Genomic DNA, 13,965 nt, shown 5'->3' on the forward strand with positions numbered 1-13,965 from the left:
CCGAACCTACTAACGAAAAGGGGAAAAACGATGCAAACAAAGGGTCCATCGTTAGTTAATACGAAAGAAATGCTGTTAAACGCACAAAAAGGAGGTTACGCCGTACCGGCGTTTAACATCCACAATTTAGAGACTGTGCAGGCGGTCGTCGAAACAGCGGTTTCGCGGCGGTCACCCGTTATTTTAGCGGCGACGCCGGGGACGTTTGCGTACGCCGGGCGGGACTACATGCAAGCGATCGCCGAAGTGTCGGCAACGCGCTACGCGATCCCGATTGCGCTGCACTTGGATCATCACGAAACGTTTGAGGATATTAAGGCGTCGGTCGATCTCGGCACGAAATCGGTTATGATCGACGCGTCACACCACCCGTTCGAAGAGAACGTCCGCCTCGTCAAGCAAGTTGTCGACTATGCGCATGCTCGCGGGGCGACGGTAGAAGCGGAATTAGGGCGTCTCGGCGGGCAAGAAGACGACCTCGTCGTCGACGCAAAAGACGCAGCGTACACTGACCCACAAGCGGCACAGGAGTTTGTCGCTCGCACCGGCATCGACTCGCTCGCGGTGGCGATCGGTACGGCGCACGGTATGTACCAGGCGGAACCGAAACTCGACTTTGAGCGCTTGGCACAAATTAAAGCGTTAGTCGACGTGCCGCTCGTGTTACACGGCGCTTCCGGCATTCCCGTACAAGATGTGCAAAAATGCATCGCTTTAGGGTGCGCGAAGGTTAACATTTCTACTGAGTTGAAGTTGCCTTTCTCCGCTGCACTTCGCGAACATTTCGCGTCACACCCGGAAGAGAGCGACCCGCGTAAGTACATGACGCCGGCTAAAGAAGCGATGAGCCGCGCGGTAAACGACAAAATCGACATGTGTCTCAGTTTTGACCGCTATTGACCGCTATTAATAAAAGACTCCCGTCGTTCACTGTAGGTTTACACAGTAGGCGGCGGGAGTTTTTATTCCGCGGCGAAACGGATCGAGTAGCGGCAGCTTTGTCAGAAAGAGCGTGCACATGAAGCGTACCATGTCGGACAAATCGCTATGTTAGCGCGTGCGAGCGCGTGCGCTTGGACTTAAGCCACTGCATTTTTAGTTCACCGCTGTCCTATTCGGAAAACAATCCGCGACGCTGCTGCAACTGCTCGTACAGCTCGCGCAGTGTGCCGCGGGCGTCGATGCGGTATTGTGGCGAGCCCCGGTCGATCGCGCAGTCCGTCACCAAAAATGTGCGCATGCCGACCTCACTCGCTACCATATCTTCTTGTGCGTCATTGCCGATCATGACACAATCTGCAGGGTCGCAGCCTAGCTCGCGGCAAATTTCGACATAATACGCCGGGTTCGGCTTACAAAAATGTGCCGTTTCATAAGAAGTGACCAAAGCGAACGGCAAGTCGGCAACGCCGGCCCACTTCAGGCGCTCGACAATGGCGGTGCGGGGGAACACGGCGTTCGTCGCTACGACGAGGTGATATCGTTGTGCGAGCGCTTCTTCTGAAATCGCGCGGGCGAGTGGCGTCGGCTGCGTAAACCTCTGCAGCAGGGGAAAACTGTCGCGGTAAAAACGGTCGAACACTGGCCCGACCGTTTCGTAAGAGAGTTCTGCGCGCCGGACAAAATCGTTCCGGAACACTTCTTCATTCGTTAAGGTTGCGTCGTTATTTTTGACCATCGTCTCTGTGGCGGCAAAAATATGTTTAACGAGCGCTTCCGCGGGGAGCAGCGCTTGCTTTTCCATGGCAATTTGTTTTACGTACGCCTTAATAAACGTCTCTTGATCCATCGGGAGCAACGTACCGTCTAAGTCAAAACAGAGCACCTTCAACTCGCCTTCTCCTCTCAGTGCTTTTCTACTTACAAGAATGCCAACTATATTGCTTGTTTACGAGCGAACGTTCCATTTGTCGAAAAGGCACTTCCTGGGCCCTTATGACAGCTCGTGTCGATAAATGTAACATTTTTGTTACCTATCTTTCGCGCCCCTTCGATATACTTAATAACAGATGATACTTTGTGCAAAAAATGGGGGATGCACGGTGAAACGTAAGACGCTGCTAGTTGTATTAAGTGTGCTTGTCGGAGGGGGAGTGTTGCTTTACCAACAGTTTGGTTATTCTAGTACAAACCGAGCGGCGAGTCAAGGACACTCTGCTGACAAAACTGGGGACAATGCTAACAAAACCGTAGACAGTAAAACGACAGTAGACGACAAGTATACATACAAATCTAGCAAATCGGTGCCGGTAGAAGGTAAAGATCGTGCCAAACAAGATAGTAAGGCCGGCGACAAACCGGATGTACAACAGAAAGAAGCGGATGAGACACAATCTAGTGGCAAGCAAGAAAAAGAGAGAGGCGTCACCGCCGAGCGCGCAAAGGGATCATTGTCGTTAACGACGGGGATAGTGTTACCGGGCGTAGCAGAAATTAAGCAGAAGAAAGGGAAAAAAGTCGCTTACCTTACGTTTGACGACGGTCCAACACCTCAGTCGCACGAAATACTAGACATATTGAAAGAATTCGATGCGCATGCGACGTTCTTTATGCTCGAACCGGCAATGAAAGAGTACCCGAAAGCCGTCAAGCGGATGGTGGAGGAAGGCCATGCAGTCGGTATGCACGGCGTGACGCACGATCAGCGGGCGTTTTATGCCTCAGTGGCATCGGTTGTCGGGGAGATGAGTGCCGGTCGCGAGACAATCAAGAAGCTCACCGGAGTCGATACAGGGCTCATCCGCGTTCCGTACGGCAGTTATCCGCACATGACTCCCGTCTACAAGCAAGCGGTCGCGAGCCACGGCTTCACGATGTGGGATTGGAACGTCGACAGTAACGATTGGCGCTTTCGCGACGGCCGCTTCTTAGAGACGACCATCGCCCAAGTGAACGAATTGGAAAAAAAAGGCGAAACCCCGGTTATCTTGTTGCACGATCGTGCTGAAACCGTCCCGCATTTACGGGAGTTGCTTTCCTTTCTAAAGGAGAAAGGCTATGAATTAGAGGCGCTCGACGCCACAGTGGCTCCAGTTCAGTTTGTGCAATAGGCAATACCGCGGGGTGCCATTTGCTGGGAGGTAGAAGATGAAACGCGCCATGCTCACCATCTGCTTATGCTCGATCATCGTTTCTTTCGTCGGCTGTGGGTTGTCGCCGGAGGAACTGATCCAACCACCGAAATTCGAGCAGAACAAGGCGGATCTCAAAACAGAGGTTGAACGCAGCTTGCCGCACGGTGCCGTTATGGTCGCGCCGCTAAATGGAAAAAAGAAGCAACTGTTCTCGCTCGTCGACTTAGGTCGAGACGAGCGAGAAGCAGTTGTTTTTTACAAAGAAAAAGAAGAGGATGCCGCGATCTATTTAGCTGTTTTTACGAAACGAAACGGCGTGTGGAAGAAGGCGGACCAAATTAAAGCGGCAGGCAGCGAAGTCGATTTATTGGCAATTGAAGACGTTACAAACGACGGACGCAAAAATATTATCGTCGGTTATGCGAACGGCGACGCGTTGAATAAGGGGTTAGTCGTGTACAATTATAAGGACGGGAAGTTAAAAAATATCTTCGAAAAGGGTTATAGTTACGCTGTGATCGAAGACCTTAACCGAGATGGCATTAAAGATATTTCCCTTATTACGTTAGAGCGCGACGTAACCGCCAATGTGGTTCTTTACCAAACGAACCGTAAGAATCGGCTCGAGAAAGCATCTGAATTGGCCATCGGGACGCATCTAATCGAAAAAACGTCTGAGTTAGCGCTCGGACCGTTCGTAAAAGGCTACGACAACATCATATCAGGAAAAGTGAGCAAAACGAAGCGGGGCATTTTGATCGATGCGGCATTCCGCGGGCGATCGGCTTTTACCGAACTCATCGTGGTGGAAAAAGGAAAGTTAAAATCCGTCTTTGGACTGCAAACAGAGCGATTGCTATTTAAAGAGAGACAAGTTTTCAGTAAGGATATTGATGGCGACGGCATTTTAGAGATTGGCTTAACGACGACTCCAAAAGGTTGGGGGAAAGAGCCGACGACCGATACACCTTATTTCGAGACGTATTACGAATGGGACGGCAAAAAAGATCTCAAGTTGAAGCATGAACGGTACGCCGATTACGAGAACGGTTTTTATGTCGACTTTCCGCCGGAGTGGTACGAACGCGTGACGATTGAAAAAGTTGATGGGGGAAATTGGATAAGGTTAGTCTCTACGAAGACAGGTGACAACCTGTTGGAAGTTCGCTATATTAAAAAAGGAAAATGGAAGAACAGCCGGAAAGGTAACAACGAATTGATCCAGATCCATCAGAGCGATAAGTTCATTTATGCCATTCCTGCGGCGCAAGCGGCGTTAGCGCCACACGTTCACCTCATTGCCGAAGATGTCGGGCGATAAACTGTAGGTAGTTAGGGACTGAACGATCAAGGCGAAATCCATATAAAATAGTTCGGAATTATTAGATGACCGAAACGATGAGTGATTTACATCGATCTTACTTGCTTTGGCGGGAGTTTAGTACATGAAACGACGCGTCATTTTTCGCTTTATGGCTGTTATTTTACTTACGCTCCTCCTAGTGGAAGCCATTTTTTTTATCGGCGTCTATCGGTACTACTATTACGGGATCGCGCAGCGATTGACGAGCCACGCCGAAATTTCGACCGCTTTTTATAATAAATACAACGACGACTTGCAAGGTAGTATTAAGCGGAAAGCGCAAGACATTATAAAGTCCTTTGCCTACCCTGGCACGTATTTGGAGTTGCTCGACCGGCAGGGGACGCTCATCATGTCGTCCAACGGTTTTAACGGTAAAAATCGAGTGCCGTTGAGTAAGCAAGTGTTAGACGGGGAGACCGATTCGCACATTGACCGTATGCCTGGGACGGGCGAGCGCGTGCTGTTTGTGGAAAGTCCACTCAAAAACGGCGGGCAGACGGTGGCGATCCTGCGCTATACGACATCGCTCGTAGCGGTCGATCGCACGGTCCAGTCCATTGTAGCGATTGCCTTAATGTCTGGCTTCTTCGTGCTCGTGTTTGTGTTTTTGCTCAGCTTAAAGCTCGCTAATTCGATCGTCAACCCGTTAAAGGATATCATTAATATTTCTTCCGAAATGGCGAAAGGGCAGTTCGGTATCCGCATGGACGAGACGTACGAGAAGGAACTGGGTGAACTCGCGCGCACACTCAATTACATGGCCGATGAAATCGTCAAAAACGACCGTTTAAAAAACGAGTTTATCTCGTCTATTTCACACGAACTGCGCACCCCGCTGACAGCGATCAAGGGGTGGGCGGAAACGATGTACGTCGGCGAGCAGTTAAGTAAGGAAGAAATGAATCAGGGGATAGGGATTATTCGTGCGGAAACGAATCGCATGATTATGTTAGTGGAAGAGCTACTCGATTTCTCCAAATTTATGGCTAATCGCGTGCAACTATATCGAGAAGATGTGCGCATCGATCGACTCGTGGAAGAAGTCGCCCTCGAGTTTAAGATGAAGGCGGAAGAGAAGCAATGTACCATTGCTGTACACGGCCTACAGCCAGTGACAATCTTTGTTGACGAATTGCGCCTAAAGCAAGTTCTCATCAACATCGTCGACAACGCGATCAAGTTTTCCCACCAAGGTGGCGAAGTGACTGTGTCGCTGGACGAGAGCGCCGCCGACGTCGTCGTAAAAGTAAGTGATCGCGGTTGCGGCATTGCTGCGGACCACTTGCCCCACTTAACGAAATCTTTCTATCAGGTTGCCCCGCAGGGGGCGGGTGCAGGGATTGGTTTGGCGATTAGCGACGAGATCGTGCGGCTGCACGGTGGCACGTTACACATAGCGAGTATTTACGGCGAAGGCACGTGTGTCTCGCTACAAATCCCCAGAACTGACAAAAGAAAAAACGTGTAAGGGCTTTTCTCTCCTCGCGGGTGTGTGGTATAATACTGTCCGTGCAGGAGGGATACATACGTCATGGGGAAAGTAAAGGGCTTATGGTTAGCTATGTCACTCGCGCTTTTATTCGCTAGTGCATGTTCTAACAAAGCAGCCAGTTCGAAAGAACAGGTACAAACAATTATCGACAATATGGTGGAGAACTCGTTTGATTTCACCAGCGCCTTACATGCAGAGGCAGATAGTAAAAAGATGGAACGCCTCTTCGCCTTAGACGGTTCGTACGTCGCCGGTCGCGGTTACATCGCAGAGGCGAAAGTGCGACTGTCAGGTTTTAAGAGTGAAAGTAACATTTTGGCTGCTGACGATCAACTGTACTATAAATTAGCAAACGATCGACGCTGGAAACCGACGACTGCGCAAGATTTGCAGATGTTCGGCATTTCGTATAAAGAGAGTCCGGCCACGATGCTACAAGAAATGAAGGAAAGCGTCGTTAATATTGAGCAGAAGAGTAAGAATAGTTTTCGTATCACACTCGATCGAAACAAGTATGCGCAGCAGGCGGGAGCAAAAACGTTGCAATTGCCGCAAGTCGACAACAGTAACAACGTGTCCATCGAACTGTTAGGGAATCCGAGTGTCGACGTCGAAATCGACGTACAGCGACAACTCGTCCGCACGCTCACGTTGCATTACAAGGCAAAAATGACTGGGGTTGACGGCGAGGACGAGACAGTGAATATGACATATGAAGTGACGATGCGCAACTTCAACAACGGTCAAACGCTGCCGAAGTTGTGAATAGTTCAACTCTTACCAAAACTAGCTGTCGAGACGTTCTCGACAGCTTGCTCGTTGATGCGTACGTGTACAGTATTTTAGACCGCGAGTGGCCGCAAGTGCAAGGAAGACTAGAAGGTTTTTTAGCTTAACATTTAGCATACGAAATGCCGCTGCACGATAGGGTGCCGCCGGCACACCCGCCGCATTATGTCATGTAGCCGTTAAAAGGTGAATCCCTTCCGGGAAAAACGCACTGTCTTAGCGGCACGTCGACGACACTTTGCACACTCGGCTGCCGGAGTGCGCCTCCGGGAGTCCATTCGATGTAAGTCACTTTCACCGCGACTGTAGGACGTACCCAGTAGGCGTCGCGATGTCGTTCCGGTCGGTTTGCGAACGGTTGTTCCGTCGTTACAGTCGGGTGTAACAGGGCGGTGAGGGTGCGCCATTCCGCCTGTGATAACTTCCCTGTCCCAGCGTGTCCGATGTACCACAGGCGGCCATCCGCATCGTATAGTCCTAGCAGCAAGGCATTAACGACTTGGTCGCGCACAGTAAAACCGCCGATGACCGCGATTAAGTCGTGGTAATTTTTTATTTTGAGCCAGCGATCGCTTTTCGTCCCGGCGACGTACGGCGACTCGCGCTGCTTCATGACGATGCCTTCCATGTCGTTTTCCTTCATTACATTGAATAGCGACACACCGTCGGCATAAGAAGAGACGAGTTGTACGCATTCGTTTGGTGTGACCAGCGTCTCCAACAATTCTAGGCGCTTGTGCAGCGGGAGGCGACAAAGTGAGGAGCCGTCCGCGTACAACAGATCGAATATCATGAATGTGACGGGGACGAGCTGTCGCATGCGCGGGACCCGCTCGAGGCGGCGAATGCCGTCGCGCCGCATCACTTCGTGAAAGGATGGCTTGCCATCCGGACCGAGCGCGATCACTTCTCCGTCAAGAATGACCGATTTGGCGCGGCAATAGTTGCGAATGTCGGTCAGTTCGGGGTAGTGCTGTGTCCGTTCGCGCTTTTTGCGGTTGAACAACTGCAGGCGTGCACCGTCGTAATACGTCAAGAGGCGTACGCCATCCCATTTTATTTGTGCGATCCAATCGGAGCCGGAAGGGATGATCTCCCCGCGTTTTGGTTCCATCGGTGCTAATGGCTGCACGTCGTTTCACCTCTTTTTTCTACATACACATAGTTTGCACCGCGTAGCTGATAATAATTTTAACTCGGCGAAAGTGGAAGTGAAGCGATTGTCTGACAAAATCGTACGGATCGAAAACAAAGAAATTACGGTAACGCACCCGGACAAATTACTGTTTACCGAGGCGGCGATTACGAAGTGGGACTTCGTCGTACACGTGACGCGGCTCGCGCCGTTCATCTTGCCGTATGCGCGTGACCGACTGCTCACAGTCATTCGCTCTCCGGACGGTACAGGGGGAAAATCGTTTTATCAAAAAAACGTGCCCGCCCACGCCCCCGCCTGGGTACAGACCGCAGAATGGCAAGGGACGACGTATGTTTTACTGCAAAATACAGCGACGCTCGTATGGTTGGCGACACAAGCGGCGCTCGAGTTGCACACATCGTTTCACTTCGCGCACAGTGAAGCGCCAGCGGAACTCGTTTTCGATTTAGACCCGACGGTGGAAGGGTTTGCCGCCGTAGTCGAGGTGTCACTCACACTGCACAATGTGCTTCAATCGCTCGGCCTTACCGCCGTTCCAAAAACGTCTGGCGCGACTGGCCTGCAAGTGTACGTGCCGATCGCGCGTCGCTATTCGTTTGCGGAAACGCGGCTCGTCGGCGCCTTTATTGCGAAGTACTTACACGAAAAGCTGCCTCGTCTCGTCACGTTGGAACGGTTAAAGCGAAACCGCGGCGACAAAGTGTACATCGATTATTTGCAGCACTGGCTCGGCAAAACGTTGATCACTCCGTACTCGCCCCGCGCCCGCAACGTCGCGACCGTATCGACACCTGTCTTATGGCAGGAGCTGGCCCGCGGCGTGCAGCCGGAAGATTTTACGCTTCACACCATTCACGCGCGACTGGAAAAGATAGGGGATATATTTTCGCCATTACAACACGTGGAACAACGACTTGCCTTGGACGACATTTTGACTTTTATCCGCAAAAAAGTGTCCCTCTCTTGACGATCGTTCCCGCTGTCTGTTTCAATAAATAGAGTGAGAATGGAAAACTTTTATGAGGGGCGAACAGTGTGAAACGGTTATTTATTAATGCCGCGATTGCGACCGTTAACGAAGGGAATGACGTTATTCACGGCGCGCTAGCGACTTGCGACGACAAGATTACATACATTGGCAAGACACCGGAAAACATTTGGGCGTACGACGACGTCGTCGACATGCGCGGGAAAATGCTGCTGCCCGGATTCGTCAATACGCACGGCCACGCAGCAATGACACTGCTGCGCGGATATGCTGACGACTTGCCGCTGCAGAAGTGGCTTGAGACAAAAATGTGGCCGGTTGAAGAAAAGTTCGGGCCGCAACAAGTGAAGTGGGGGACAAATCTCGCCCTGTTAGAAATGGTGAAGAGCGGCACGACGACGTTCGCCGACATGTACGACTACATGGACGAAGTGGCGCAAGCGGTTGTTCTGTCAGGCATGCGCGCCAGCTTGTGCCGCGGGATGACGGGACTCGGTTCGGAAGAGGAACGCCGCTATAAGCTGCGGGAAGCGACGCAGTTTGTGCAAGATTGGCACGGGCAAGCGGGAGGGCGGATTACGACGATGATGGCGCCACACGCCCCGTATACGTGCCCGCCGGATTTCATCCGCCAGACGGTAGAACAGGCGACAGCGTTAAACGTGCCCGTTCACATCCACATGTCGGAAACGGCGCGCGAAGTAGAGCAGAATGTCGCCGATTACGGGAAGCGCCCTGTGGCGCACTTGCTCGAACTAGGCGTCTTTGACCGGCCGACGTTAGTCGCACACGCCGTGCACGTCAACGACGAAGAAATTAACATTTTGGCGCAAAAAGAAGTTAAGGTATCACATAATCCAGGGAGTAACCTAAAGCTCGGCAGCGGTATTGCGCCAATCCCGACGATGTTGGAAAAAGGACTCTGCCCATCGCTCGGCACCGACAGCGCTGCGAGCAACAATAACTTACATATGATGGAAGAAATGCGGTTAGCGGCACTCATCCATAAAGGACACTGGGAAGATTCGCTCGCCGTTCCAGCGGAAACCGCACTGCGGATGGCGACTCGTTACGGGGCAGAAGCACTGTTTTTAACGGAAATCGGGTCGCTCGAAGTCGGGAAAAAAGCTGACTTTATTTCCGTGCGTACTGACGGCCCACACTGGCAACCCGTGCATGACGTCGTCTCCAACCTCGTGTACAGTGCGATGAGCAGTGACGTGCAAGACGTGTACGTGAACGGACGTCCGCTCATGCGCAACCGCGAGTGCTTGACGCTGGACGAGGAACGCATTCGTTACCAAGTAAAAAAAGTGTGGGGTCAGTTAGATTTATGATAGGTAATCATTGTGTGACAACCGTTTGCCGCGCGAAAGCGCGCAAGGTGTTGTAACGGACAGTGATGGCGCAGTGACGGCGCAGTGATGGCGGTGCCCGCTAGAGTTAAGCGACTGCGGGCACCGCCCGCCTGTGAATCCGTCCGTTAACTAAACATAGACAACGGCGCTACGTTACCATATAATATATGGTAACGCTTACTAGGTGCTCTCTATTGGCTGTTTACAATTTTGTGTATAGCTCGTTTTGTAACGCGAATGACACAATAATTTTCCTTTGGGCAATCTGATCCGACTCTGCCTGCTAGTTCTCAAACTAGCGATGGTGGCGTACAGAATAATACACGAGCCATGCGAGTCACGACGGACGCCTCCGTAAGCGCATACAGTAAAAGACGACAGGAGGGAGAGGAATCGCGATGGATTTTAGTTTGACGAAAGAACAGCGCCTCATACGCGACACGGTGCGCGCCTTTGCGGAAAAAGAGATCGCCCCTAAGGCAGAGCACCTCGATCAGACGAGTCAATTTCCGCTGGACACGTTTAAAAAAATGGGCGAACTGGGCCTACTGGGCATCCCGTTCCCGGAGGCGTACGGCGGTGTCGGTGCCGATACGATTTCATACGCACTCGCCGTTGAAGAAGTCGGGCGCGCCTGCGGCAGTACCGGCTTAAGTTATGCGGCGGCGGTATCGCTCGGGGCAAGTCCGATTTATTATTTTGGCACGGAGGAACAAAAACAGAAGTACCTCGTACCGCTCGCTTCGGGAGTCGCACTCGGCTCCTTCGGTCTCACGGAAGCGGGGGCGGGGTCTGACGCGGGGGGCACAGCGACGCGAGCCGTTTGCGAAGGAGACGCGTATGTCATCAACGGCAGCAAATGTTTTATTACGAATGCGAGCTATGCACAGACAGTTATTGTAACCGCTGTCACGCATAAAAGCCCTAACGGAAAAAACGTCGTCTCCGCCTTTATCGTCCCGACGGAGACGCCGGGTTTTCGCGTGAGCAAGCAGTACGACAAGATGGGGTTGCGCGGCTCGAATACGGCCGAGCTAATTTTGGAAGACGTCCGCGTGCCACAGGAAAACTTACTCGGTGACCCGGAAAAAGGGTTCAGTCAATTTTTGTACACACTCGACGGCGGACGCATCTCGATCGGCGCCCTGTCAGTCGGCATTGCCCAGGCGGCCTTTGAAGCAGCGCTGACGTATGCGAAGGAGCGAGTCCAATTCGCTCAAGCGATCTCCAAATTTCAAGCGATTCAGTTCAAATTGGCGGACATGGCGACGCAAATCGAGTTGGCGCGCAATATGGTACTAAAGGCGGCATGGCTCAAAGATGCCGGGCGCCCCTTTACGAAAGAGTCGGCGATGGCTAAACTGCATGCGTCCGAAATATGCATGCGCGTCTGTGATCAAGCGGTACAAATTCACGGTGGTTATGGCTACATCAAAGAATATCCAGTCGAACGCTATTTGCGCGACGCTAAGTTAATGGAAATTGGTGAAGGAACGTCAGAAATTCAGCGCCTCGTCATTGCCCGGCAACTCGGTTGTTAGTTGTACCGAATAAATACGAGTGACACGGCCGCGGTACTGTGCGGTACGATCAGAAGTTATTTAGGAATTAAAAGTTAGCAGTTAGTGGAGTTATTGATAGCTATTAGTCGATAAAAGTGGAGTGGCTTAAGGGCGTAACGGCGCGCCCACTTGTGCAAGTACGGATTAAGGGGGTCTAAGGGGGGATTTTTTGTATGGCAGAGCTGTTAAACGTTTCGGTCGGACGGTTGCTAGAAAACGTCGCTACGGCACAGCCCGAGCACGAGGCAGTCGTTTACCCGGAGCGGAACTTGCGCTATACGTACCGCCAGTTCGACGACGTGTGTCGGCAAGTGGCGAAGGGGTTGATGCACCTCGGCATCGAGAAGGGTGAGCACGTGGCGATTTGGGCGACGAACCAGCCAGAATGGCTCGTCTCCCAGTTTGCGACAGGGAAAATGGGTGCTGTCCTCGTCACGGTAAACACGAATTACCGCACGGCAGAGCTAGAGTATTTATTAAAGCAATCGGATGCGACGACGCTCATTTTAATGGAGTCATACCGCGGTGCTTCGTACATTGACATGTTATACGAAATCGTACCGGAATTGCGTACGTCCGAGCTAGGCGCATTGTCGTCGGAGCGGTTGCCTTACTTAAAGAACGTCATCGTGCTCGGTGAGAAGCGCTATCCGGGCATGTATCTCTGGGACGACCTCGTGCAGATGGGAGAGGCGGTGGGCGACGGTGCACTCGACCGACGCACGGATGAACTCGCGCCGGACGACGTCATTAACATGCAATATACGTCGGGTACGACCGGTTTTCCGAAAGGCGTCATGCTCACGCACAACAACATCGTCAACAACGGGGCACACATTGCGGCATCGATGCGCTTGACAGCTGCCGATCGGCTGTGTATTCCGGTCCCCTTTTTCCACTGTTTCGGCTGTGTGTTGGGGACGATGGCGTGTGTGTCCGTCGGGGCGACGATGGTGCCTGTCGAGTCGTTTGAGCCGCTCACGGTGTTGAAAGCGGTCGAGGTGGAACGTTGTACCGCACTACACGGTGTGCCTACGATGTTTATCGCCGAGTTAAACCATCCTGAGTTTGACCGGTTTGACTTGTCGTCGCTGCGCACCGGCATTATGGCTGGCTCGACCTGTCCGATGGAAGTGATGAAAGCCGTCATGGGAAAAATGGGCGCGGCACAAATTACGATTGCTTACGGGCAAACGGAGGCGTCTCCCGTCATTACGCAGACGCGCGCCGACGACCCGATCGACTTAAAAGTGTCTTCCGTCGGACGTAAAATACCGCACGTAGAAGTAAAAATTATCGATCCAACTACGAGGGAAGAGGTACCGACCGGAGAGCAAGGGGAACTGTGTACGCGCGGTTATCACGTCATGAAGGGGTACTACAAAAATCCGGAAGCGACGGCAGAAGTGATCGATGCCGACGGTTGGCTGCACACGGGTGATTTGGCGACGATGGATGGGGACGGGTACGTGCAAATAACGGGTCGTTTAAAAGATATGATCATTCGCGGCGGCGAAAACATATATCCGCGGGAAGTGGAAGAATTTTTGTACACGCATCCACAAATTCTCGACGTACAAATCGTCGGTGTGCCCGATGAGCTGTTCGGTGAAGAAGTGATGGCGTGGATCATTTTAAAGGAAGACGCAACGTTAACGGCTGAAGACATTCGCGACTACTGTCGCGGTAAAATTGCCCGGCACAAAATACCGCGCTACATCGAATTTTGTCGCGAATACCCGATGACGGCGTCGGGTAAGATCCAGAAGTTCAAACTACGGCAAATGGCGCATGAGTTACTCGGGCTGGGGATTGAAGAAGCTACGAAATGACGAAGAAGGACATAGGAGGAGAGGACATGAAACAGATTAAAGCGACGATGGCTGGAAGTGTGTGGAAAATGCTCGTTAGCGAAGGTGAACAAGTGACCGCGGGACAAGAAGTCGTTATTTTGGAATCGATGAAAATGGAAATTCCGATTACGGCGGAGACGAGCGGTACGGTGAAAAAGGTGCGCATCGAGGAGGGCGGGTTCGTCAACGAAGACGACATCTTGATCGAGCTCGCGTAACGTGCGTCTGTGTAAGAAAATGGTTTGCTACCGTTTTGTCATTGTGCGATTAACCACTCCTGATCGTAAGTAGTGACCACTGTCGATGGCCGGCGACTTAAGGCGT

At 52.0% G+C, this 13,965-nt stretch carries 12 protein-coding genes; 10 read left to right on the forward strand and 2 right to left on the reverse strand.

Features of this window, described 5'->3' with window-relative positions; all coding sequences use genetic code 11:
- Window positions 1–30: 30 nt before the first annotated feature.
- On the forward strand, window positions 31–900 hold the full coding sequence (locus tag BN1247_RS06545) for a tagatose bisphosphate family class II aldolase (protein ID WP_054949665.1): 870 nt from the start codon (window positions 31–33) through the stop codon (window positions 898–900).
- A 211-nt stretch (window positions 901–1,111) separates the two neighbouring features.
- Here the strand turns inward: BN1247_RS06545 and BN1247_RS06550 are convergent, their stop codons facing one another.
- Window positions 1,112–1,825 (reverse strand): HAD family hydrolase, encoded by a 714-nt coding sequence (locus tag BN1247_RS06550; RefSeq protein ID WP_231633399.1) that lies wholly within the window; start codon window positions 1,823–1,825, stop codon window positions 1,112–1,114.
- 217 nt (window positions 1,826–2,042) lie between these two features.
- On the opposite strand from BN1247_RS06550, the gene BN1247_RS17420 reads away from it, so the two are divergent.
- The 4 genes from BN1247_RS17420 (at window position 2,043) to BN1247_RS06570 (ending at window position 6,697) form a co-directional block, all read left to right on the forward strand.
- Complete coding sequence (locus BN1247_RS17420; RefSeq protein WP_054949666.1) at window positions 2,043–3,050, forward strand: polysaccharide deacetylase family protein; 1,008 nt, start codon at window positions 2,043–2,045, stop codon at window positions 3,048–3,050.
- Between the two features lie 37 nt (window positions 3,051–3,087).
- Complete coding sequence (locus BN1247_RS06560; RefSeq protein WP_054949667.1) at window positions 3,088–4,395, forward strand: FG-GAP repeat domain-containing protein; 1,308 nt, start codon at window positions 3,088–3,090, stop codon at window positions 4,393–4,395.
- 124 nt (window positions 4,396–4,519) lie between these two features.
- Window positions 4,520–5,908: a sensor histidine kinase gene (locus BN1247_RS06565; RefSeq protein WP_054949668.1), complete on the forward strand. Its 1,389-nt coding sequence runs from the start codon at window positions 4,520–4,522 to the stop codon at window positions 5,906–5,908.
- A 63-nt stretch (window positions 5,909–5,971) separates the two neighbouring features.
- Window positions 5,972–6,697 carry a hypothetical protein gene (locus BN1247_RS06570; protein WP_054949669.1) on the forward strand — a complete coding sequence of 242 codons (726 nt, stop codon included), beginning with the start codon at window positions 5,972–5,974 and terminating at the stop codon, window positions 6,695–6,697.
- 187 nt (window positions 6,698–6,884) lie between these two features.
- Here BN1247_RS06570 and BN1247_RS06575 read toward each other — a convergent pair whose 3' ends face one another.
- Window positions 6,885–7,853 carry an ATP-dependent DNA ligase gene (locus BN1247_RS06575; RefSeq protein WP_082416029.1) on the reverse strand — a complete coding sequence of 323 codons (969 nt, stop codon included), beginning with the start codon at window positions 7,851–7,853 and terminating at the stop codon, window positions 6,885–6,887.
- A 73-nt stretch (window positions 7,854–7,926) separates the two neighbouring features.
- Here BN1247_RS06575 and ligD point away from each other — a divergent pair, with 73 nt between their 5' ends.
- From ligD to BN1247_RS06600, 5 genes are all read left to right on the forward strand, one after another.
- The gene (gene ligD / locus BN1247_RS06580) at window positions 7,927–8,847 is read left to right on the forward strand and encodes a non-homologous end-joining DNA ligase (RefSeq protein ID WP_231633178.1); all 921 of its coding nucleotides are present in this window, start codon (window positions 7,927–7,929) and stop codon (window positions 8,845–8,847) included.
- A gap of 68 nt (window positions 8,848–8,915) precedes the next feature.
- The gene (locus BN1247_RS06585; RefSeq protein WP_054949671.1) at window positions 8,916–10,205 is read left to right on the forward strand and encodes an amidohydrolase; all 1,290 of its coding nucleotides are present in this window, start codon (window positions 8,916–8,918) and stop codon (window positions 10,203–10,205) included.
- 419 nt (window positions 10,206–10,624) lie between these two features.
- Window positions 10,625–11,767 (forward strand): acyl-CoA dehydrogenase, encoded by a 1,143-nt coding sequence (locus tag BN1247_RS06590; RefSeq protein WP_054949672.1) that lies wholly within the window; start codon window positions 10,625–10,627, stop codon window positions 11,765–11,767.
- Window positions 11,768–11,961: 194 nt separating this feature from the next.
- The gene (locus BN1247_RS06595) at window positions 11,962–13,620 is read left to right on the forward strand and encodes an AMP-binding protein (protein WP_054949673.1); all 1,659 of its coding nucleotides are present in this window, start codon (window positions 11,962–11,964) and stop codon (window positions 13,618–13,620) included.
- Between the two features lie 26 nt (window positions 13,621–13,646).
- Entirely contained in the window at window positions 13,647–13,859 is a 213-nt protein-coding gene (locus tag BN1247_RS06600) for an acetyl-CoA carboxylase biotin carboxyl carrier protein subunit (RefSeq protein WP_054949674.1), read from the forward strand.
- Window positions 13,860–13,965 lie beyond the last annotated feature (106 nt).

It is taken from the genome of Numidum massiliense, from assembly GCF_001375555.1.
Taxonomy (GTDB): domain Bacteria; phylum Bacillota; class Bacilli; order Thermoactinomycetales; family Novibacillaceae; genus Numidum; species Numidum massiliense.